Origin of the sequence: Sphingobacterium sp. B29, from assembly GCF_001952815.1 — a bacterium.
Lineage (GTDB): Bacteria > Bacteroidota > Bacteroidia > Sphingobacteriales > Sphingobacteriaceae > Sphingobacterium > Sphingobacterium siyangense.
Map to the genome: position 1 here is coordinate 5,969,023 of NZ_CP019158.1, position 24,615 is coordinate 5,993,637.

16 protein-coding genes are annotated in these 24,615 nt (G+C 43.9%); 1 reads left to right on the forward strand and 15 read right to left on the reverse strand.

Annotated features, from left to right (window positions below; translation table 11 throughout):
* Nucleotides 1-64: 64 nt before the first annotated feature.
* The 10 genes from BV902_RS25640 to BV902_RS28300 all read right to left on the reverse strand — a co-directional run bounded on the left by BV902_RS25640 (nt 65) and on the right by BV902_RS28300 (nt 13,209).
* The gene (locus BV902_RS25640; protein WP_237241846.1) at nt 65-3,385 is read right to left on the reverse strand and encodes a glycoside hydrolase family 2 TIM barrel-domain containing protein; all 3,321 of its coding nucleotides are present in this window, start codon (nt 3,383-3,385) and stop codon (nt 65-67) included.
* Nucleotides 3,363-5,522, reverse strand: coding sequence for an alpha-L-rhamnosidase-related protein (locus BV902_RS25645; protein ID WP_075994988.1), 2,160 nt, complete (start codon nt 5,520-5,522; stop codon nt 3,363-3,365). Before BV902_RS25645 ends, BV902_RS25640 begins: the two co-directional genes overlap by 23 nt.
* Nucleotides 5,523-5,654: 132 nt before the next feature.
* On the reverse strand, nt 5,655-6,950 hold the full coding sequence (gene fucP, locus BV902_RS25650) for an L-fucose:H+ symporter permease (protein ID WP_075994317.1): 1,296 nt from the start codon (nt 6,948-6,950) through the stop codon (nt 5,655-5,657).
* 7 nt (nt 6,951-6,957) lie between these two features.
* A complete protein-coding gene (locus BV902_RS25655; protein ID WP_075994318.1) occupies nt 6,958-7,413 on the reverse strand; it encodes a MaoC/PaaZ C-terminal domain-containing protein in 456 nt (151 codons plus the stop codon).
* 53 nt (nt 7,414-7,466) lie between these two features.
* Nucleotides 7,467-8,552, reverse strand: a complete 1,086-nt coding sequence (locus tag BV902_RS25660; RefSeq protein WP_216640414.1) for a Gfo/Idh/MocA family protein — start codon at nt 8,550-8,552, stop codon at nt 7,467-7,469.
* The gene (locus BV902_RS25665) at nt 8,540-9,766 is read right to left on the reverse strand and encodes an extracellular solute-binding protein (protein WP_075994319.1); all 1,227 of its coding nucleotides are present in this window, start codon (nt 9,764-9,766) and stop codon (nt 8,540-8,542) included. Before BV902_RS25665 ends, BV902_RS25660 begins: the two co-directional genes overlap by 13 nt.
* Nucleotides 9,759-10,901 carry a CaiB/BaiF CoA transferase family protein gene (locus BV902_RS25670; protein ID WP_075994320.1) on the reverse strand — a complete coding sequence of 381 codons (1,143 nt, stop codon included), beginning with the start codon at nt 10,899-10,901 and terminating at the stop codon, nt 9,759-9,761. Before BV902_RS25670 ends, BV902_RS25665 begins: the two co-directional genes overlap by 8 nt.
* A 1-nt stretch (nt 10,902) precedes the next feature.
* Nucleotides 10,903-12,054, reverse strand: coding sequence for a CaiB/BaiF CoA transferase family protein (locus BV902_RS25675; RefSeq protein ID WP_075994321.1), 1,152 nt, complete (start codon nt 12,052-12,054; stop codon nt 10,903-10,905).
* Nucleotides 12,047-12,871, reverse strand: a complete 825-nt coding sequence (locus BV902_RS25680) for a hypothetical protein (RefSeq protein WP_237241848.1) — start codon at nt 12,869-12,871, stop codon at nt 12,047-12,049. The genes BV902_RS25675 and BV902_RS25680 overlap by 8 nt, the downstream gene beginning before the upstream one ends.
* Nucleotides 12,811-13,209: a hypothetical protein gene (locus tag BV902_RS28300; protein ID WP_237241850.1), complete on the reverse strand. Its 399-nt coding sequence runs from the start codon at nt 13,207-13,209 to the stop codon at nt 12,811-12,813. Before BV902_RS28300 ends, BV902_RS25680 begins: the two co-directional genes overlap by 61 nt.
* A gap of 380 nt (nt 13,210-13,589) precedes the next feature.
* Between BV902_RS28300 and BV902_RS25685 the strand changes: the two genes are divergently transcribed.
* Complete coding sequence (locus tag BV902_RS25685) at nt 13,590-14,366, forward strand: IclR family transcriptional regulator (RefSeq protein ID WP_075994322.1); 777 nt, start codon at nt 13,590-13,592, stop codon at nt 14,364-14,366.
* 5 nt (nt 14,367-14,371) lie between these two features.
* Here BV902_RS25685 and BV902_RS25690 read toward each other — a convergent pair whose 3' ends face one another.
* From BV902_RS25690 to BV902_RS25710, 5 genes are all read right to left on the reverse strand, one after another.
* Entirely contained in the window at nt 14,372-15,952 is a 1,581-nt protein-coding gene (locus BV902_RS25690) for a sodium:solute symporter family transporter (RefSeq protein WP_075994323.1), read from the reverse strand.
* A complete protein-coding gene (locus BV902_RS25695) occupies nt 15,949-17,043 on the reverse strand; it encodes a Gfo/Idh/MocA family protein (protein WP_075994324.1) in 1,095 nt (364 codons plus the stop codon). The genes BV902_RS25690 and BV902_RS25695 overlap by 4 nt, the downstream gene beginning before the upstream one ends.
* A gap of 1 nt (nt 17,044) precedes the next feature.
* On the reverse strand, nt 17,045-19,552 hold the full coding sequence (locus BV902_RS25700; protein WP_075994325.1) for an L-rhamnose mutarotase: 2,508 nt from the start codon (nt 19,550-19,552) through the stop codon (nt 17,045-17,047).
* Between the two features lie 141 nt (nt 19,553-19,693).
* Nucleotides 19,694-21,472, reverse strand: a complete 1,779-nt coding sequence (locus tag BV902_RS25705) for a RagB/SusD family nutrient uptake outer membrane protein (RefSeq protein ID WP_075994326.1) — start codon at nt 21,470-21,472, stop codon at nt 19,694-19,696.
* Between the two features lie 12 nt (nt 21,473-21,484).
* Nucleotides 21,485-24,601 carry a SusC/RagA family TonB-linked outer membrane protein gene (locus tag BV902_RS25710; RefSeq protein WP_237241853.1) on the reverse strand — a complete coding sequence of 1,039 codons (3,117 nt, stop codon included), beginning with the start codon at nt 24,599-24,601 and terminating at the stop codon, nt 21,485-21,487.
* Nucleotides 24,602-24,615 lie beyond the last annotated feature (14 nt).

Genomic DNA, 24,615 nt, shown 5'->3' on the forward strand with positions numbered 1-24,615 from the left:
TTCAAGTAGTCGACTCTTACAGGGTTTAACTTTACTTGCTGGATATCTTCCTGCTAACCTTTATTTAATCAGATTTTACAAAATCCTTGATCGATTGCTTCAAATCCGTCGGAATCAAATAAAAGGAATAGTTGTAGTTTTTTGCCGGAATTTGATATTTTTCCAACGGTTGCGACACATCTGTCCAGGTGTCATTTCCGCCAACCCCCATCTGCTTTAAATCGACATTTAAAGTGATCTTATCTTCTTTTTTCAATTTAAACCAGTGTTTTGCTTCGACGATTGCTTTTTGTGAATAAGGCCATGCACTCATATACAGCGGCTGCTCGCCGACAACCAAAAGACCTGCATTTTTATTTCGAAGGTGCATCCAACGAACATCCATCCGATTCCCGTTTTCCTGTGGATAAAGATAATGCTCCATGAATTGATCGATGTTCATGTGATAAACACCAAGATCAAAACCATAGGCACGATCAGGGTAGTTTTCCATTGGCCCTAGGCCATAATATTGGATATCTTCAAATGTAGGATTGATCCCCATTTGAAGCCCTACTTTCGGAATATTGGGGAGTCCAACCTTCACCTGCAACTGGTAATTTACTGACACAATACCTGGATTTTTCACCGTATAGATCACTTTTACCTGTGCAGAATCAGCTGCAAGGGCATACAGTGTATGTATTTCATACCCTTGATCTTTTTCCTGCGCGTTTACCGACACTATTTTTGGTGCGCCATACCAGTATTTTAGTTTTTTATCCGGTTTCCAGCCCCGGCGGTCATTGTCCGTAGCCGGCCGCGTAAAGCTTGGGCGAATTGCTTCTTTGATTATTTCTTGTCCCTTGTAATTAAATGCAGTCAAACTTCCAGTCGATTTGTCAAAGCTAACCTGAAAGTCTTTGCCTACGATCTGATACTTATCGGCAGTTTCTGTCTTGATCAATTTACCTCCTTTATTTAATAAAGGTCGCAGGATATTGGATTGTTCCTGCAATCGAACCTGCGAGGAAGAGACTACAAATCCCGCTGGTCCCCATGCTGTCGCTTCCCGTAAACGAAATTGAATATCGAGTTGATATTCCTGATCTGCGGCACGTTTGAAAGGTAAATATTTGGCAAAGCTTACCTGTGCAGAATCGCCTGCGGCCAGATTCATGGCCGATATCGGCACTTCTTTTACGAGCAGCCCATTTCTGCGAAACAATAAGACGGCATCGTAATGGTTGAGGTTCAGCACCGACGATCTATTTTTTAGCTGTACCATGATCTTCTGCGCATCAACCAAAGTGACCTCTGCAGGCTGATAGATTCGTTTATTCTCATACATCGCCGCTTTTGGTCGCCCCCAGGCATCGGTGATACCATTCAAACTAAAAGCGCCATTGTGTACTTTTTCGCCAAAATCACCACCATAGGCCAATACTTTACCATAAACGGAATCTTTGCGAATCAAGGCCTGATCCTTATAGTCCCAGATAAAACCACCGATCAAACGGGGATGTGTACGAAAGATATCCCAGAAATCACGAATGTTACCGGTCGAATTGCCCATGGAATGGGTATATTCAACAAAGAGAATCGGCCGATTATCACCATTATTTTGACGTAGTAAGAGCGCGGGGGTGAAAATGCCCGGATAAAACCGCGACACGATATCGACATAATATTGATCCTTTATGTTCTGAATCCGGTGCGAGTGATCGTTGGATTTTGGATAACGTGGGTCCGAAGGATCAATATACCCCGGTAGTTGGTGGCTTCCCATTGCCGGTTCGTAATGTACAGGACGTGTGATGTCGAAATCATGGATCCAGGCAGCCATCGCGGCAGTATTCGGACCTCTTCCAGATTCATTTCCCAACGACCAGATGATAATGGAAGGATGATTCTTGTCCCGTTCCACCATGCGTGTGACACGTTCCTGAAGCGCCGCCAGCCAGGAGGGATCGTTCATGAGTTTTCCACCAAGCCCATGGGTCTCCATATTAGCTTCATCCATCACCATAATACCATAACGGTCACAGAGCTCATAGATGTAGGGATCATTCGGATAATGAGAAGTACGGATGGCATTAAAATTAAATTGTTTGATTTGGCGAATATCCGCTTCCATATCTTCACGTGTCAGTGCCTTCCCACGTTCGGGATGATGATCGTGACGATTGACACCGTATAGGTAGGTGGTTTTGCCATTGATCAAAAGTTTACTGTCTTTTGAAGAAAAAGCGATGCTCCGAAACCCGACTTGACAAGTCTTCGCTTCCAGCAAGCGATTTTCCTTATCGTAAAGGGTCAGTACCAAACGGTAGAGATGAGGTTCTTCCGGCGACCATTTCTTTGGATTTTTGATCGTCGTTTCCAATAGTCCGAACTTCACATTATCCAATCTCGGATAGATTTCATCAAAGATAGCCGAAGCATCTTTTTCTAATGGTTTATCGAGAATAGGTTTATTATTGCTATCATACAGTTGTGCTCGTAGCGTAAAACCGTTAATGCTGTCGCCCGAAAAATTATCGATTTTTGGGCGAAGTGAGAATTTGGCGTCCTGATAAGCCCCATCTAAAGTCGCCTGCCAATGAAAATCGGTAATGCGAACTTTCGGTTCTGCCATCAAAAACACCTCGCGGTGAATACCGCTCATGCGCCAATGATCCTGATCTTCTAGATAGGAAGCATCGCTCCAACGCAAGACTTGGATAGAGATGCGATTTTTACCTTTTTTAAGATAGGGTGTGGCATTAAATTCAGATGGCAAGCAGGAGTCTTCCGCATACCCTACGTATTTGTCATTAATCCACAACTGATAGGCAGAGATAACACCACCAAAATGTAAGGTAATGTTCATTCCATCCCATGATTCGGGCAATTCGAATGTTTTTTGATAAGACCCTACACCATTGTAATCTTTGGGAATGCGCGGCGGATCAATTGGGCTAAATGGATAGACTGCCGAACGGTAAATGGGAATATCATAACCTTTCATCTCCCAATTGGAAGGCACCTGGATTTTGTCCCATCCCTTGACCTCGGATAAATGAAAATCTTGCGGTGCATCGGCCGGTTTAACGGCAAATTTAAAATCCCATTCGCCATTTAAAAAAAGCATCCGTTTGTTTGTTTCTCTTTCATTCTTCAAGGCTTCTTCAAGCGTGGCATAGGAATATCCTGTCGCACGTGAGGGGTCTCTATTGATGGAAGTAATCATCGGATTTTCCCAAGGCGCGGCAATCTGACCATTCGGTACCGGAGGGATGACCGCTGGCTTACCGTCTACCGTTTGCGCCTGTACTGAAACCGCAAACATCGACAGCAACAAAGCAACACTCAGCTTGGACACGACTATTTTTTTATATAACCTAGTATTTGTAATCGACTTCATATGTTATTCCTTTTTCCAAAACGAGCTCATAGTCGTTTCCTGAGATATGTTTTACCTGACCGTGTTTCACGCGTGGAACAACCTTGCTCCGCAGTTTTAATGTCCCTGTTCCAACAGGTGATTTTACCTTGATCTTGTTTTTCGACACGTAAAGTTCAATCTCACCATTTGGTGTTGGTATTTTTCCCTCCATCCACGCTAAGGATGCCAAATAGGGCTTGATTTCGTACTGCGAATAACCCGCAGCCGTTGGTTGTACGCCGAGATAATACTTGCCCAGAAGATAGATCGGACTTGCTCCCCACGAATGACAGAGGCTCTTACCAAAATCCCTTCCATACATCGCATAGTGTTCAGCTCCTTTTTTCGCTGGATTAAATTCTTCCCAAAAGGTCGTCGCACCCAATCTCAGCATACCGCCCCAATAGTCTTTCATTTCTTTCATCACATAGTCCTTTTCACCAAGTGCACACAAAGCTTCAAGTTCGTAGTAACGCATATAAGGTGTGGTAATCTGTTGGACTTGATCATTTAACAAGACATTAGCCTTCACGCCTGCCTGTTGCTGTTCGTTCAGATAATTAAAGAAAATCGCAAACATATTGCTGTAGCGTGTCACGTTATCGGTTTGCTTGCCATCAATACGACTATGTGCAAAGGCTTTTTTCTGATCGTTCCAATAATAGGCAAATAGCTTATCTTTGAGTTGTTGAGCTTCTTGTTGATAGTGTTGGTTGTCTTTCGGCTCATCAACCAAATCGGCACACATTGCCATGGTTTCGAGACTACGGCACAGCAATAATTGTTCAAAGCTCACTTCCCCTTGCTTGCTGAGACCTTCGGCCCAGTCAATAAAAACCCAATCGCCAGCTAAACCTTTCATCAAACCATCGCTATTTCTTCTATCCAAACAAAACTGCATCAGGCTTTTCATACGTGGATAGATGCCTGCTATAAATTCCTTATCACCGGTATAACGGTAATAATCCGCGATACTCAAAAACCAATAGAAGGTATAGTCCATAATGGTGTTGATATGGCTGATCGTCGGTTCTTTACCCCGTAAGGCTAAAATAGTTCTCTTGACGGCTTCGGAATCAAAACCCAAATAGTAATTCATGGCATACGATTGATAGGCGTCACCACTCCAGATCCATCGATCACGTTTGATACCATCAATAAAAAACTCACGTGTGGTTAGTTCCATGGTATATTTGGCAACATCCCATATCTTGTTTAATTCATTATCGGAACTACGAAAGAATCCGCGATCTGCCACTGGTAAGTATTCATATTTCATGGATATTTGATCAAACTTTACCGATCCTTCGGGTTCTAAATAAACAAAGCGGAAAGCTTTGGATAGATCAAGTGTACTATCTTGTGGCTGTTGATTATGTACCTCAAGTAAATCGATGGTCTCACTGGTTTTCGTCGAAAGTGCTTCCTCTCGGGATTCGCCATAATAGATGTTCAGGCGACCTGTCCCCACCAACTTATGCAGAGTCAGAAAACCAAATGTATTTTTTCCAAAATCGACCAAAATACCATTACCTTGTTTTTCTCGCGAAAACGCTTCTTGTGGTTTCACGGGCAATTTAAACGTGGATGGTCGAGCTGTTGGTTCGTTAAAGTTCCATTTACCGGCCTTAACATAGTTTGTTCCAGATTGATCAGACGCTTTACCTGTCTCATCAATCCATTCCTTATCTTCATAGGTTGCGTTCCAATCGCTATCTGTCGTTACGTTTTTTCCTGCAACATACAGCGCGGGAACATTTCCTTGATTGTAAACTTTAATATTGATTTTTTGCTTTCCCTTTTGAAGCTGTACTTTAGCAGGTGCCCCTGGAAGCATTTTCCCGTTGATCTTGACATTATACTTGCCTTCGGCATAAATACTGATTTCTTCATCAGCAGGCAAATCAAACTCTTTACTGAACTCGACAAGAACATAGTGACTATCCATCTTCCAAAACGGTGGAAAGAAGGTTCCTCTGTCCGTACGACGATTTTGCATGTTGTTGCTTAACCACACTTCATAATCTCCAGGATACCAGATCCAGGTACTTACCTGTTGTGCAAATGCTGTCGTTGTTGCAATTAAACAACCTATAATTAAAATAATTTTATTCATATTCGAATCATTGTTAATCAATTCACTAACACCAAAACCAACGCTAACTTCGGCGGTATACGTGTTTTTCACTAGTAAAACACGCGCTCTAGTTTTTTCAATTGCTCACTAAAATACACGGTGAGACACAACTTAGGCTTTTGCCGGTTTATATCCTTTCAATGCAAACCATAAAATAACAAGATAACAGACCAAAGGTACACTATAACCAATCTGCGTATTATCATGCAGCGCATCAATAATATTTCCGGTCACAAAGGGAAATACGGCACCGCCGACAATTGACATAATCAACCAGGAAGAGGCTTGTTTCGTCTCGTTTCCGAGTCCAGCAATACCCAAAGAAAAAATCGTAGGAAACATAATTGACATAAAAAAACCAAGTCCACCTAGCGCATACAAGATGACCATACCTGTACCCGAAATGGCTACAGTTGCCAATATAGCACAGCAAACGGCATAAATAGCCAATAAACGCTGGGCTGTCGTATAACGCAACAATAGTGTACCGACGAAGCGTCCGCCCATAAAGAGCAAACCATATACACCTAGGAAATATCCAGCAGTCTTCTCGTCAACACCTGCTCCCTGCTGTGCCATACGAATAAAAAAACTGGTTACACAAACCTGTGCTCCAACATAGAAAAACTGCGCGATCACAGAAAAACTCAAATGCTTGTGTCTAAGTACAGCAAATAATCCCGACTTTTCACCCGTTTCTCTTTCTTCCTTTTCACTTTGAATTTCAGGAAGTTTTATAAACAAAAAGACAAATGCTACAACTAACAAGATTAAACCTAATATCAAATAAGGCATTTTTACGGAAGACGCTTCATGGAGCAGATATGCCATGCGATTACTTTCTGTCATAGCCGACAATTCCGTTTCTGAATAGCTCGTACCCGACAAAATAAAGGTCGTACCTACCACTGGAGCGACCATTGCCGCCAATCCATTAAAAGAGGCCGCCAAATTAAGCCGATGTGTTGCTGCTTCGGGCTTACCCAAAACTGCAGCATAGGGATTAGCCGCTGTTTCTAATAAAGCTAGTCCACAACCAATAATAAATAAAGCCAATAAAAAGAGCTCATACATCCGGTGATCTGCAGCAGGGATAAATAAAAATGCGCCGACGGAAAAAGTAAGCAGCCCGAGAATAATAGACAACTTATATCCCCACCTGCGTAATATATAACCTGCGGGTAGAGCCATAATGAAGTAAGCGAAGAATACGGATGTATCAACCAGTGCCGATTGGCTGTTATTCAACTGACAGGCTTTTTTCAAATGCGGGATCAGCACACCATTTAAATTATGAGCCATACCCCATAAGAAAAACAGGCTGACAATCAGAATAAACGGAAGGAGATAGCCCTTATTAGACGATGCCTCTGTTAGCTTGATTGATGATTTTGTACCAATTTCCATATGCTTATCATTTAATTGAAGCTTCCTTACGTTTTGCTAGCAGGATATGGTCTGCGACCAACACCACTTCACCATGTTGATTGATAATTTCAACATGCTCAACTACAGTACCGAATTCAGGCTTTTTTGCGTCGGATTTTTCAGAAATAGTCACCTCAGCGTGGATGGTATCGCCAATAAACACAGGCTTGACAAAACGAAGGCGATCGTAGCCTTTGGAAAATGCTTCCGGATTAATAACTGAGGCCGTCAGTCCGATACCAATCGCAAAGATCATTGTTCCGTGCGCGATGCGCTGTCCGAAAGGCTGGGTCTTGCACCATTCCGCATCCAGATGATGGGGAAAAAAGTCGCCCGTATGTCCAGCATGAACAACAAAATCTGTTTCGGTAATCGTACGGCCCAAGGTCGTCCGTTTGTCGTTTAATATATAGTCTTCAAAAAAAATCGATTCAAAATGCATATTGTTTATTTTATGTTTATAACCTCTAGTTCCTACTCGCTGATCTCCAATCTTTATTTTCTAGTCTCTACGATAGGTACACCGCCCTGAGCACTGCTTTTATAAGCAGCCTCCACGACGGCCATGGTCTCGATCACATCCTCCACCGCTGCCGGTAATAAGGCAATTTCGCCCAGTTTAAAGCGCATCAAGCTACCCATACTACCGATAAAGGCGTCTGGAAACCAAGTCCCTTCGATCGGGAATTGTACCCACTGCGGCTTACTACCGTCGGTCGGTTTGATGCAATATTCAAATACGTCGGGCACGCCGTGCGGATAATCCATCAATAAGCCCATCGTAGCTTTGATCGCTCCTTTAGTCCCTTCCCATTTGATGTAACTTTCTTCGTTGTGTGGTCCAAATTCATGGTCGTGATTGGTATTAACCACCGCGTGCATAGTATCCCCATAATCAAATAACAAGGTTGTCCGGCTCGAAGATAGTTCTTTGGCTGGATGCTTCAAGGTCTTGGCATAAACCGATGCCGGTGTACCCAAAAAAGAACGGATCAGGTCTATATAATGCACGCTATGGTATAGTATTTCCAAACGCGGATGCACCATCACGTGTGGAAAAAGCTGCCAAGGGGTATGCACGGCTACGCGCACCTCTATATCGTAGAGTTCGCCGATGTAACCCTGATCGATCAGCCAACGAGCCGCATTGACAAAAGGTGCCTGACGCAACTGACAATTGATCGCAGCCACCAACCCCTTGCGCTGGCAGACCTCCAAGATTGCCTGGCTATCGACATAGTAATCGCCCATCGGCTTTTGGATCAATACCGCTGCTCCATCGGGCAAAGTCTCTAAGGTTTCGACATAGATATCCGGCATAGTCGTAATATCGTACACCGCATTTTCGGGTGCCTGCGCGACGGCATCCGCCACCGTATCGTATACATTCGGAATACCGAACTCCTGTGCCAATGCTTCTGCTTTCGCCTTTGTACGATTGACAATACCATGGACATGAAAGCCTACCTTACGATAAGCCGGGAGATGTGCATCTTTCACTATCCCGCCTGCACCTATTATAATAATGGGCAAAGACGTTTGGGGTAATATTGTTTTATATTGAATATCTATCCTATCCATGTATTTATTTTTTTCTGTGCTTTACTCAATAATGAAAGACTACTCTCCTCGGAATTAATCGCTGCTATGACGGTCTCATCAATGATATGTGCAATCTGCGGCCAGTTGGCCAAGCGCGGTAAAGTACGTGCAGTATTGTGCAATTCAGCCAATTTATTATAAAAGGGTATTATCTGATTGATTTCGGAATCATACCAGGTAGAGTAACGACAGCCTACTCCCCCTTCGACGGTGAGCTGTTTGTCTTGTTGGCGGCCAACTGCAAAGCGGATAAAGTCATACGCAACTTGCTTATGGCGGCTACCTTCTGGAATAGCATACAGCCAATACACATTTAGAGAGGATGACATTCCACCTTCTGCTGAAGGAATGGCTGCTACATCTACCTTACCTTGCGCTGCCGACGCCGCATCAATTTGTGCCCAGGATGCAAATCCAAACCAATTGACCATCATGGCTACTTCTCCCCGCGCAAAGGCGGCACCGGCCTGCACGGATTCATAATTGACCGATTCGGGGTGCAATCCCCTACTCTCTTTAAATAACCCTCTATAAAAATCCAATGCTTCTACAGCCAATGGCTGATCCAGCTTAACAGGTATCTCTCCTTGCTGCAAATCGCCTCCACGGGACCAAAGTTGAATACAGAAATCGAATACCGCATTGTGTCCATCCGGATAGCCGGCAAACACGGTTCCGTACAGGTTATCTTCCGGACGCGTAAAAAATGTAGCAACGGTTAAAAAATCAGTCCAGGTTGTTGGGACAGCCAAAGGCTTTCCGTAAAGCGCTTGAAAACGGCTCTGCTCCTGTGGATCATCGAACAGATCTTTCCGAAAGACCAGGCATTCGGGACCATCATGAAAAGGTAAACCAAACACTTGCCCATCAAAACGTTGTAAAGCCTGTAAACTTTCGGGCCATGCACGCTCCACTTCTTCGGGTGGATATTGATCGAGCATAAGATCGAGCTTAGCCAAACCTTTCGTTTCGTAAGCACGTGCGATCCAATCGGTATTGATATGGACAATATCCCAATCACCATTATGAAGGCCTTGATTTTCAAAGAAGGCTGCTGTCAATTCCTCTAAATCTAATGGAACAAACTCTATCTTCATATCCGATGGATATAGCTTCTGATAAGCCGCCCAACATTTCTCCATGGCACGCTCAAAAGGTTCAAATTTCCGCACTGCAAAACGTAATTTATCCATATAGTTCCTCCAGTATTTTAGCGGTGTGCTCACCTAGTTTGGGCGAGCCTTTTGTCGCGGTTAACCGCTCGCCATCGATGCGAATCGGACAACGGGTGGTCTCATAAACGAAGCCGTCGCCCATCGCTACTTCCTGTAGCATGTCTAGCACTTTAAAAGCATCGTGCTCTGTCAAGCGGCGCCAATCCAATACGTCTGCACACCAGATGTCAGCTGCTTCCAAGATCGCTAACCAATGCTCCGTAGATGCTGTTGCCAAGTGTACCCCTAATATCGCTTTAATGGCATCTCTTTCGCGGAAAGCCTGTTCACCGTCCGCGAAGCCTTCCAGCGCTGTGCAATCTAATAATTTGCTGAGAAAAGGAATAGAGCCCATAGCAAGCGCCAGAAAACCATTTTGGGTACGGTACACGCCATATGGCGCCGCCAAATATGCATGCGCATTGCTCACCTCGCTACGTTGGGGTAACAATTTACCATCACGAAAATAGGTTGTGACGGCCTCAAATTGTATATCCACAGCAGAATCCAACATGCTAACATGCACGTGTGCCCCCATCTGTTGCATCGCACGACGATACAGGCAAGCCAATACGGCACTACATAGGTTAGAGCCGGCAAACATGTCCACAATGGAAAGCCCCATGGCCACTGGACCATTATTGGCATCGCCGCTCAACCAGGTCATCCCAGTAAGCGATTGCAATAATAGATCCTGGCCAGGTCGCTTCACCCAGGGCCCTTCTTTTCCATATCCCGAGATCTCTCCATAAATCACTGTCGGATTGATCTCTCGGACACCTGCATAGTCAAAGCCCAAACGTTCCATGACACCTGGGCGAAAGTTGTGCAGCACCACATCTGCCCGCGCGATTAAATCACGTATGATCTGTTTGTCGGATTCGCTTTTCAAATCCAAAACCATACTTTCTTTATTCCGATTAATGGCATGAAACACTGTTGAAGTACCATTCAATATTGTATCAGAGGTATATAATTGCCTGCAAATATCACCCGTCTCCGGTTTTTCTATTTTTACAACCCGCGCGCCTAAGTCAGCTAGCCGTAAACTTGCTAATGGGCCGGATAAAAATTGACTAAAGTCGACTACGGTATAACCTGCTAATGGTAACATATTAATTTTCTAAATAATCGTGAACAATTGATGCGGTATGTTGACCCACTTTTGGTGCAGGTTTGTCCGCATATAAACGCTTTCCATCAATCTGGTAAACACTACAGGTGGTGGTTAGTCCGGTACCGTCCTGTAAACTGACTTCCTGCAACATCCCTGTCTCCTTAAAACCTTGCTCCTCAAAAAAACGATGGTAATCGTTGACTGCACCACACCAGACCCCTTCCGATTCCAAACGGGATACCCATTCGCTAGTGGTCTTCTGGCACAATACCGTAGCAAAGGCCTCCAATATTTCATCACGTCGCGAAAACCAGGTTGAAGCATCTTGATAAGGCTCACTAGACAGACCTATTGTTTCTGCAATATGTCCCACGTTGCCCATAGCCAAAGCTAGATAACCATCTAGTGTCTTATAAAGTCCATAGGGTGCACTTAAATAGGCATGGCCTGCTCCTCGAACAGCCGAGCGCTGTGGCAACTTACGTCCATCATTGACATGTGTGGTCAGCATTTCAAACTGCATATCCAACACAGATTCAAGCAAACTGACTTCAACAAGAGCGCCCTGTTGGCTTCGGGCACGTTTCAACAATGCCGCCAATATACCTTGTGTCAGATGTGTCGCGCAATACATATCGACCACAGCCAATCCAAAAGGTACTGGTCCATCCTGCGCACAGCCTGATAACCAAGAAAGTCCCGACAGCGACTGCACAAGTAAATCTTGCCCTGGTTTTTTTGCCCAGGGACCTTCATTCCCGTAGCCAGTTACTGTGGCATAGATCATCTTTGGATTGATTTTCCGTACGCTCTCATAATCCAAACCGATCTTTTCCATCACTCCCGGACGGAAGTTATGTGTCATTACATCCGCCTGACGGATTAATTTCTTAATATTTTCCAGATCATTTTCGTCTTTCAAATTGGCCGCATACGATTCTTTATTTCTATTAATGGTATGAAAGACCAGGCTGCTCTCATCTACAAAAATATTTTTAATCGCAATCTGTCTTCCGCCTTCTCCGGCGCCGGGACGCTCGATTTTGACAACTCGGGCACCGAGATCAGCCAACCGCAGGCCAGCGGTTGGCCCTGCCATAAATTGTGAAAACTCGAGAACTAAAAGTCCTTCCAGTGGTTTATTATCCATTGTCTTCTCTGTTCAATAATGATTCCCGATACATCTTGTTCATCTTTTCTAATACGGCAATTTCATCCCCGCCCTGTCTGAGATAGTCAACTACAATATCACCTGCATGATCCTGAAAATACAGATGACCATCATAACGCGGGCGCAGATAGGCACGCTCCAATGTAGGTAGGGTATTTTTAAAATAGTCGGCCGTATAGGCGTTGACTTGCTCATCTTCCCAGGCACCTAAATGTCCCGGCTGACCACCATTTTCGACATATAATGTTGCCTGAATTTCTGGTGAAGCAACAAATCGAGCGTAATCCATACCCACAGGAATATGTTTGCTCTGAGAGGATACTGCCAATCCCGCACCACCCAGTGTACTAATCATTGGCGTACCGTTTAACGACACTAAATCATGAAAATGCAATACTTTACTGGCATAACCAGTTCGCGCATAATTGGAATAACCATACGCAAATGGACAATAAGCAATTTCATCCCGCTGCGTCATTTCTTCGAACACTTTGAATGGATTTTTCTCATAAAATCCAGCATCCAATTCATCCGCAAGTGATTTGAATAATTTTAAGACCTGTACCCCGACAACTTCGCTGATTACTTTTTCGTCGTTCTGGCAAGGTTCTTCACCCAAAGAACAACAAAGGCCATAAAAGTGCATCAAAGAATCAATCGGCAACAGTGAAAATCCAACCCGTCCTGCTTTAGCTAAGGCCAAGACTTCTTCAATGGTACGAGGGAGCGCCACACCTAGAGAACGTAAAATATCAGGGCGGCTTGCAGCCACTGGTGTCGCCGCATCAGTAGCCAAGGCCCATTGCTTGCCAAGAAAGTTGTAACTTTCATAAGACTTCCCAACACTATTCGCCTGTTGATCGGCCAAAAACTCCGTGGACAGATAATCATCATATGGGGCCAGCATCCCCTTAGCGCGGCATGTCCCGTCCAAGGGTGATCGATCACCAACAGGTCATATTCCTTGGCTAAATCCGTTACCGACTTATCAGCGAATTCCTGCAAAGTACGTTTTGTCCAAACAATCTCTACTTCCGGATGTAATTCTTCATAACGTTGTGCCGTTGCAACCATTGGCACAAAACCTCTCGTATGCCCCCAGGTAATCCCCTTTAACCGGATTTTCTCTGTCATTGTATTTATGTATTATTTTATGTAGTCTTGTTGAGATATTTATCCAACCATTTGATTACCAAACTTCAACTTATTCCAATATCAAAAAAAAGTAAAACATAACATTGTAGTTGTAGCTATTTTTATCCTATTCTTCTTGACTATCCAGTCACGATAATATAGCCCAAGCAGCGCAATACTGTAATCTAATGTTGATATTAAATATGTTTATAATCTTTTTCCCTTCTAATGCTTTTTCGCAATGAAAAAAGCGGTTTATAATATTCAAATATAAATACAATATTTGAATATAAAAATTTAACCTGTTTTTTGAAGAGCTAAAACGCCGCTTCAAATACTTTTTCTATCTTTAGCCCGATCATTTGTAAGCAAAACATTTTATGACATCAAATAGCTCCGATAAATATAAAGCGCCAGCGCTCGAAAAGGGATTGCAGATTCTGGAATTTCTGGCCTTACAATCCACAGCACAATCACAATCCGAGATCGCCTTGGGATTACATCGAAGTCCCAATGAGATCTATCGGATGCTTGCATCGCTGGAGTCCAACGGCTATATTCATCGTGACCCAATTTCATCCAAATATTCGCTTTCACTGAAATTGTACTATCTTTCGCACCGTCATTCCTTTATAGAGAAATTACGGGCAACGTCTTTATTGCCAATGCAGGAGAGCTCCAACGAAATTAAGGATCCATGTCACCTGTGTGTGATTTACGACAATCAAGTCATGGTAATTGCCTACGCCAAAGGATCTTCCCCCATCAGCATCGTTATTGAAGAGGGTAAGTTATACAATAGTTCACAAACAGCTTCAGGCAAGCTCCTTCTAAGTTTTTCCGAGACCGAAAAAAGAAAATCCATTTTAGAGGCTGATTCCTATTACCGGAGTTTGAAGAAAGCAGATCGCCAACAATTCGACCGTGATTTGGACGATATTAGAATTAAGGGATTTTATGAGATGCCTAGTGCTTACGCAGAGGGCATCATCGATATTTCTGTCCCTATAGGAACCAGCGAAACAGGCACCATCGCCTGTCTCACTGTTTCAAAACTCATCCGACGTCAAACTGAGCATACCGTGTCTACGGAGGACATTGTAACAAGCCTAAAAAAATGCAGATCACAAATTGAATCCAATCTCGGGTTGAGGTGAAAAGGCTACTTAAATACGGTGTACAACAATACCATGACGACAAACAGCATTCCCCAAGCAATTTTGACCCGATTACTCGGTTTTTCCATCCTGATATCAACCATATCTTGATGTGCTAATTCGTAAGCTGATTTTGGGACGAGCAACGATACACCAGTTCCAATAAGCAGCAATAGAACAAACAAACCGAATGAAAGCATCAAGTAATGCGGCCAAAAAGTATAGACATCTTTAGGAAATATCCAAAGATAACATATTCCTGTACCCAAACTTAGTAAGGCTCCAAAGGTTAAAATGGTATTGATGGCCGTTCGATTAGTCCGTTTCCATAATACAGCCATCAGGAAAGCGACCGCTAACGGGGGCGCGATAAATCCAAGGATAGATTGGAACACATCAAAAAGATTAAGTCCTTTAATCTGATCAATCGCCAGTGCGACAAAAACCGAAGTTAAACAGCCCACAATAACTGTATATCGCCCTATCTGCGTAATCTGCTGATTGTTTGCTTTTGGTCGAATATGCTTGAGGTAAATGTCCATGGTGAACACCGTACTCAAGGAATTAAGCGACGAACCAATGGTGCCCACCAATACAGCAATTAACACCACGATTACCAATCCATTCAGGCCTGTAGGAAACAGGTTAGTCACCATCGTCATATAAGCAAGTGATGGGTCTTTAAGTCCCGGAAATAAAACCGAACAGATGATACCGGTGAGGATAAACAAAGGCAAGGAAAGTATCTTGAGCCAAGCGATAAAGTTAATTCCTAGTTGCCCCTGTTCGAGATTCTTTGCACCCAAAACTGATTGTACCATGGCTTGATCCGTACAGAAAAAAGCGATCGCTGCCACTGGATATCCTAAGGCGATGGCGTACCAGGGGTAATCTGGATCACTCGCAGGTCTAATCAATGACCAATAGCTAGTGGGAGTCTGCTGCGCCAAAGCACTTAACCCTCCGATTTTGGACAGTCCCAGAAAAGTCAAAAATGCCGACACGGCGATCAGCAAGATCATCTGAAAGATATTGATTTTAGCAACTGTCTTTAATCCTCCCGTATACGCAAACAAACCAGCTAAGGAGACTAAAACAGTAACCGATTGCCACATTGGAATACCTAAAATCTGCCGCACTAAAAATCCGCCAGCAAACAGTCCCAACGACAACCATGAAATAAGCATTTTTACCAATGAATACCAAGCCAGAATAGTCTGCGTATTTGGACCGAACCGCTTGCCCATAAACTCGGGTAAGGTACGTACTCCAGTAGCAATATAGCGGGGTGCGAACACCACCGCTAACAAAAATAAATAGATAAAAGCATACCAATCAAAATTGACTGCGACGATACCTGTTGTATAACCTACTGTAGCGAAAGCGAGCAGCATAGATGGTCCAACATTGGTCGCCCACATATTGAAGCCAATACTGTACCAGCTTAAGGATTTGCTGGCTAGGAAGTGTTCTGCCCCTTCTACCTTTTTACGAGATGACAAGAGGCCGATTGTCAGTAATGCTAACAAATAGGCTACGACGATGCAATAGTCGTAAATGGTTAACTTGTCTAAGATACTGTTCATCTTCCTAAGCTCAAGTCGACACCATATCTTTCCAGCAGTTCATTTGGACGGACAGGCTTTCCTGTTGTCAATGATTCATCCATAGCTTGCAATAAAGCTATTGTCCCGATACCTTCTTTCATATCTGGATAGGCTTCCTCTCCAGTACGTATAGCTTTTGCAAAATGCTCTAGGTAATTTTGATACTCACCAGCGTGATGGCTTTTTCCTTCAAAACGGAAATAGTGTTTTAGTTGATGCTCCCAAGTCAACATGCGTTCTTCGCCGGTTTTATCTGTGATCGCATAACGAAGGTCCATATAGTCAGCCTGGCTCGCCCCTTCTGTCCCTCTTAGAATACAGCTCATTTCGCTATCTCGTGTAACAGGCTGTACAGGACCCGTATACGCCCCGCTCACACGGGCGACCCGGCCATCTTCGGCTTTAAAAATAAAATGCATCGTATCAACATTTTGAAGCCCACCTTTTTTCCCATTAGCACTCAACATGCCATAGCCCATCACCTCTTCAATATTGGGGAGGTACCAGCGGATAAAATCAACTGGATGGCTCAATCCTCCATAAAGCCATTTGAAAGAAGACTGCAAAGACCAAGGTTTATCCAAAAACCAGCGGTGATCAGCATGATAATAACCTTCGATCGTAATTAAGTCACCAATAAGTCCAGCGTCAAAATCTTCTCTTTGCTTTTTTACCGGTTCAAAAAAACGGGAGCTCTGTCCGACAAATACACGTTTGTTTTTCTGTGCCGCGAGTTCCAATAAATCGTTGGCATCGGCTAGGTTGTCAATGAATGGTTTGGTGCAGATCACATGCTTATCGTGTGCCAGCGCCAGACGAATATGCTGTGCGTGAAGATGATCGGGCGTATAAATGGCGATGGCTTCAATACTTTTGTCATTGAGCATCACCTGATAGTCATTGGTATACGCATGAAAATCAAATTCTTTCATACGCTTGCGCCCAAGTTCTTCATTCAGGTCACAGATCTTGACCAATTCGACATATGGGCTTTGCAATGCTGCAGACATGGTGCTACGGCCCTCACCTAGTCCTAAAATTCCTAATTTTAACTGCTGTATATTTTCCATTTTACTGTTTATAAAAAATCCATGTTTCATTTTTTTTGGTTCCGGGAATACCTTCCTGATAGGAACTCATGAGTTTGTTCCACTCCACAACTCGTGGATTATCCTTGGTTGTCAACGGATCAATTGTTTTAAAATTCTGTCCTTTTGGAAAAGAAATATATAACATCAGCTGACGCCCATTGCGATAGACGAGCACTTCGTCAAATCCAGCGTTACAAAAACCTGCCGCAACCTCGGGCCATTCTTTAAATTGTCTTTTATGTGCGTTGTAATAGGCCTCCTGTTTGGACTTATCGTCTACCAGCTGCGCGGTAAGCAGCACAAAATCGGTTTCTTTCACTTTTCCGCCACAGCTGCTGCGATCGAATGTGTAAAAAAGATCATTAAACAACTTATGGGGAATTTCCGGATAATTGGCTATCCAGGCACTGGATATTTTCTTTCCGATCTCATCATCTGTCATGAGCAGGATATAATCCTTCCAACGATATACCTGGCTGCTATCAGCGCCTTGTCGAGCAAAAAAATCTTTTATTTCAGCCATTTCAAGCTGCATTTTCACATCGTGGATCTGGAAAAACACAGGCTTTGTAAATGGTACATAACTGTTGATCCTGTCCGTTGCTACCCATGACTTTTTTGCTTTCAGCAGCTCCAGGTACCTGGATTGGATACCGGCTTGTTGGGGCACCTCAGCAGCGGCGTCAGGCCCATTGTCATCCCATTCCACGCCTGGGCCATTCGCATTTTTCAATATCTTGTTCGTAGGAAACCAATTGTTGCTGACATTCATATAGGCCGAACCTTCATCAGTATAGAGATAAAACCAATGATCCGGAATATGGGCATAAGGTGAGACATAGATACTATCGATATAATTTTCCTGTATTTTTGTTCCAGGTTGCGCCGATAAGGTGTAGATACCAGCTACATCATACATGTATTTGCCATAACGTGTGATCTTATTTTTGAAAACACGATTATTACGCATAGCATTGACTGTAGGTGTCCAGCCCCAGCCCAGGCTGATACCTGTGTACGGAAGATCCAGCAGTTCGTTGTGCAGAATGGATACATTGCGGACAAATCCAGCGCCTATCCCCACTGTTCCCCAATCTTCATTCCCAATATCCTGGATTAGATTGTTACTGACCACAACGCCATCTGTCAAGATTCGCCCATCGCTGGGCTGAAAAGGCAAATGTGCTTCAACTTGCTCATCTGAAAACTGACCAAGCAGTACGCCCGATCCGCCGATCTCCTGGAATAGATTTCCAATTAGACTATCCTTAAGGTTGCCCTGCCGATAATCAATGCCGGTGGATGCCAAATGGGAAAACCGGCAAGCTGAAATACGGGTAAAGGCCGTGTGGCTAAGTGTGACTGCCGCCTGTGGCCGACCCAACCAGGCCTGATTTTCCAGCCCAGCTTTATCAACAGTCCCCGGCTTAGCTAATTTATACGCATCCAAAAAATACATACCTGCCTGTAAAGCAACATGACCGTAATAATGAGGTCTTAACCAGGCACTATGCTGAAATTTCAACCCTTCGATATACACATGGCTAACAGGCGCCTCTAATGTACCTTGCATTGTCAGAATTGTCTCCAGGTAAGGTGCAACAACATCTAACTGGTCTAAATTTTCATCAGGTCTTTTGTAATAATATACCTGATGATTTTCTTCATCTAAATACCATTCTCCTGGTTGATCCAAGAATTCAAGCGCATTCACTAAGCGAAATGCAGAGTTGCCATGTTCTTTGGATAGCCATGGCTTTGGCCAAGGATGTTCGTTCTGGATTTTCCCTTCCGGTTCATGAAAAAATAGTGTGATACTATCTTTTGTAACAATCGTCTCACGAATACGAAGCTGTGCTATTGCCCACCATTGATGGATAAAAAATTCCATACCGGCTTTGTAGCTGAATTTTTTGGGTAACACATTGGGGATAATAGCCGCCTGTTTGTTAAAATCCCAATTGATAATCCGGGGCAGATGGGCATCGTCATGACTTTCTGCCCGAACCGCCTTCCGAGAGCCGATCCATAATTGACGGAAAGGAAAATATTTTCCACCGGCCTGTGGGGCATCGGCCACCATAATATGCTTGACAATAGCAGGGTCCAGTCGTTTTTCGCTTTTTACTGGCCGCCAGCCGGCAACCGCAATCCCACCTGAAAAGATCGCGTTTCCTCCTACGGCTTTAATTCGGGTTGGGCTTTGAGCTGTACCGCTGTCTTCTGGCCGAATCAAAATGGTCTGAACGGGTGCATAGACTGCATCCCGAACCCAGATTGTGATACCATGCTGCATCCTTGGATCCTGTAATCGCCGCCATTCCCTCGCCTCGCGCAAGGCATCTTCCAAATTTGAAAACGGTGCTTCGAAGCTGCCGTCCCGTTGCCCCTTTTTACTTTGTTTACCCACATAGATTTCTCCGCACTGGGCTGAAAATGCCAAAAGCGAAAACACTATAAAAACCGATATGAGAATGATCTGCTTCATCTGTTAATGATTTTTGTGGTATGCCTGTTTTAGTCCTGTGACAGACTAAAGCAGGCACATTTTTTTGCTCAATGACCATGGAAGAGCGAGTTCATACCATAACGCGCTACCATCTGTTCATCCATCTGCTACATAGGGCTATTAATAGCCATTATTCTGAACAAATTCGCCAGGATTGCTGACGGCATCCATCTGTCCCTGCGGAATAGGCCGAAGGCCATGTACGCCATCTTTAAAATATTGTCCTACATCAGGGTTGACCGCCATCAGATAGGAGCGGTTCAATTTGCCCATTCTTTTCAGGTCATACCAACGTGTATACTCACCACATAATTCACGGGCGCGCTCATCGAGTATAAACTGGGCCGTAAGATCCCCAGCTGTAATCTGTCTGGCTCCAACCCGGTCGCGTAACACATTGATGTAGCTGGCGGCTGTGGCATTGGCGCCGTTCAGATAAAAGGAAGCTTCAGCAGCAATCAGGTATACCTCCCCCAGGCGCATGACAGTAGCATAGGCGTCGCTGGTAAAATTGTTTGCCTTCGGACTGATTAACGATCCGGAATTGAATTTCACTAGAGATGGATAAAAACCGATGAATGGATTGTCCACCTGTCCCGGCTGCTGGTTTGTCCGCGTATATTTCATTTTGACCTTATTATCCGATCCATAGACATCTTCGAGGTCAAGCCAAATATAATGCTGTTGAAATTGGGTCTTTTTCTCTTCGGCGTAGCCGGTTTCCTCGCTACGGGCTATTTTAATCGCTAGACTTCCTTTGGGAAGGTTAGCCCCGACGGAGACAGCATTTTCATCACGGTCAAATTGCACGACAGCATCTCTGCTCCAGCTGTAATTGGCATTGGAGATCCACTGTGTTTGGAATGAAACACCATAACGGGGATCTAAGGTGTTATCGCTATTTTTGAATACATCAAGCAGGTATTTGCTCGGCATAAATGTTCCACCGGACCAACGCCCTACTTCGGTCTGAAATCCGGAAAGCTGTATGGCACCAAAGGTCGTCGGTGTACAGTAAAAACGCTTAAAATCATTGTTGTGATCGTATACATTGGTAGATCCATACTCCTGCGAGTAAGGAATCTGGTAAAGTGCTTCGGCGTTTTTCTTGTTATTTGCCGCATTAAAATTGTCTATAAAGGAGGCGTAAAGGCGTACATTGTAGCCTGCCTGGTTATCAATCAATTTCTTTGCCGCCAGCAGCGCTTCTTCCAAATATTGGTTGGCATTATATTCTTTTGTCTGCAAACAGGCCTTAGCCAATAGTCCCAATGCAGCCTTTTGGCTTGGCCGCCCGGCTTCTGTAGGTCCTACAGGCAAATGCTCTGCCGCAAATCTCAGATCGGGCAGGATACATTTTTCATAAATTTCCAACACAGGTGTACGTATGGCGGCAGTATTGGCTGTAGTTGTCTCCGTAAGATTGAGCGGACAAGGACCAAACTGTTCGACCAAATGAAAATAATACAATCCTCTTAAAAAATAAGCTTGGGCAACTTTTTCCTGTTTTTCCTGCTCACTAGAAAAATCTTTGACCTGATCTACTCTACCGATGACGATGTTGCAGTAATTGATGGCATCATAAGCACCATTCCAGTAATCCTTAGCCATGTCTATGGACATGGAGCCACCGGAAGCATATTTTAAATAATTTTGGTTGTTATTTGAATTGAGATCGGAAGTCCATAAATCTGTTCCTCCTTCGGTAACAAGTAAGAAGTTTCGCCCATAGAAATAACGTGGCAAATCAAAATAACAGCTATTGATTAATTTATCGAAACCGGCCTTATTTTCTGCGACTTTATCCACAGTGACCCCTGAGGGATTATATTCATCAAGACTACAGGAATTTAGAAAAAGGCCAGCACATAACAGTATATTAAAATAGTTGATTTTCATAACATATTGGCATTAAAAAGTAACATTCAATCCTACAACAAACTGCTTGGTCAAAGGAAAATTATCCGAACCGTTGGATTCGGGATCCTGATACTTTAACAAGTTGCTTTTCGTAAAGATGAACGGATTGTTAGCGGTTGCATAAAAACGGAAACGTTCCATGGAAAGCCGCTTAATAAATGATTTCGGCAAACTATAGCCCAAGGTGATATTTCGAATCTTGAAATAGGATCCATCCACGTATTTCAACGCATCAAACCCGATATAACCACTGGTCGAGGAATGTAATCCTGGTCTTGGCAAATAAGCGTCTGGATTTTCTGGTGTCCAGTAATCTATATCATCGGGACTATTTCCCACGCCTGTTGTCGGATCATATCGTGTGATCAGGTTGCTGGACAGCATCTGCCCCCATCTTGCGGTTAAAAATACCGAAAGGTCCCAGTTATTGTATTTAAAATTATTCTGAAATCCACCGGTCCATCTCGGGACCGCTGATCCGAGAATGCGCTTATCGTTGGCACCATAGGCATGGGTACCATCTTCATTGACCGTACCATCGGTGGCTAATTTAATATCACCTGGCCTAGCATTGAACAAGGCTGCCTGCTCCGCTTCACTTTCCTGCCAGATGCCGAGGTATTGATAATCAAAGAATGTTCTGATCGGCTGATTTAAAAATAGGTTATTTGAAATCAGGTCTTTTCCTCCGGGTAGTGCAGTCACACGTTCTTTATTCGCTGCAAAAGTCAATGTTGAATTCCAGGTAACCCCTTCCCCCTGAATATTTTTTGTATTTAAGGTCAGTTCAAATCCTTTGTTGTTCGTTGCACCAATATTCTGCCACATCTTGAAAGGGGCACCCCAGGAACCGCCTAATGAAGCTGGCATATCCCTTAGAAAGAGTAGATCTTTTGTTTCCGTATTGTACCAATCAATGGTCAGGTTGGCTCTTTGATTCATGAATTGCGCATCGAGACCAATATTGGTTGTATAGGATTTCTCCCAACCCAGGTCCTTATTAGCGAGTTGTTGATTCAGAATAAAAGCCGGACCAAGCGTACTTTCACCAAAGCCTACCGGCTTAGGTGCATTAAATCCGCCCGCCTGCGTACCGTAGGCACCCACACCACCAGAATTACCCGTGATACCATAACCGGCACGCAGCTTTAACTCCGATATTTTGTTTTTCAATGATGCAAAGAACTGCTCGTCACTCAGGCGCCAGGAAAAAGCTCCCGCTGGAAATACATCCCATTTGTTGCCTGCCGAGAGTCGGGAAACACCGTCCCAACGGCTTGACAAGGATAGCAAGTATCGTCCTTGATAATTATAGTTTACACGGCCCACATAAGACATCGACTGTGAACCAATATAAGAAGAACGGATTACGGAAGTTGTGGCCGCACTGAGGTTGTGGAAAGAATAGGAATCCAGGTCAAATCCCGACCCGCCGGCATAGGCTTGTTCCGCTTGATTTTTCGACCAGGATGTTACTCCCGTCACTGTAAAATGATGATCTTCCTGTAGGTTAAATTCGTAGTTCAGGATATTTTCCCAACGGTAGTTGTAATTCCTGTCATTGATAATTACGGCGGCCGGTAATTTGAAACCCGCCTCTGGATTGGCAATTGACTGCATTCCAAAATATCTTCCTGTACGTTGGGAGCCAATCGTCGCACCAAAAATTGAACGAAAGGAAAGTCCTTTGAACGGTGTAAAATCGAGATAGGCATTCCCCGCAAAATAATTGCTCAGGATATTATTTTTATACTGATCCTTGATCTGATCCGACAAGGGATTGGTGACCCCATCCACGGGTATATGATTGATATTGCCATCAGCATCAAACGCGTCTCCGAGAGGCAAAAAGGTCAGGCTGTTGCCGAATACATTCTGTGCGGCCTGATTATTGTCCTTATACGTGTACTGTAAATTCGTACCTAATTTAAATAGGTCAGAGAGTTTATGATCTATATTTGCCCTTACAGCGTATTTTTTACTATTATCATTTTTTATAAGGCCTTCTTCATCGTTGTAGTTGAGTGACAAAAAAGCTTTTGTTTTTTCATTCCCGCCATTCACTGAAAAGCTATAGTTCTGCTGGATTCCGTCTTTTAAGACCAAGTCCATCCAGTCCACCCATTTATCATTTTCAAAAGCCTCCAGCTGTGCGGGATTCTTAAAAATATTATTGGCAAATTCCGGATAGTTACCATGCTCACCCCGGTACGCTTCCCTTTTCAGTTTCATATAATCGTCTCCGACCAACCCATGGGGGTATTTGGGAAATCCATTATATCCAAAATAGGAATCAAAATTCACGATTGCTTTACCGGCTTTTCCCTGTTTTGTCGTAATGATAATAACACCGTTTGAACCTGCAGAGCCATAGATTGCCGTAGATGATGCATCTTTGAGAATGTCTATGGATTCGATATCGCTTGGATTTAAACTGGTAAAATCACCTGGGATACCGTCAATAATATAGAGCGGATTATTATCACCATTGATGGATCTGTTGCCCCGTAGGCTCGCACTGACATTGGCACCTGCACGTCCGGATGATTTGCTGATATCCAGACCGGAGACTTTTCCCTGAAGCGCGTCCATGACATTAGCCGTAGGCGTCATCATAATTTCTTCTGATTTGACCGAAGCTACCGCTCCTGTCAAGTCCCGACGTTTGGCCGTACCGTAACCGATGACCACGACTTCGTCCAATGCCTGATCATTTTTCTTAAGCACCACATTGACACTATTTCCAGCTTTTACGGTCAGCACTTTTTCAGCGTAACCCAATGATGTAATTTTGATGGAGCCACTTTCACCTGACAGCTTCAGGATAAATTCTCCAGAAGCATTGGACGAAGTGGTCTGCGTCGAATTACCAAGCGCCACAGTAGCGCCCACGATTGGATTTCCCTGCTCATCCGTAACTTTACCTTTTATTTCTTTTACCTGATTGACCGTGACTTTATGAAGCGTAGCGGCATTTGACACAGCAGTGGAGAAGAGTGCCCCGCCTAGTATAAAGCTGCTGCAAAAGAGCATTAACATCGGATACTTTGAACCGGAAGCAGCGGCCCCCAATGTCATTTTCCCGAGATTAATCTTGTTTGTATTCATATTGAGTTTTTAGA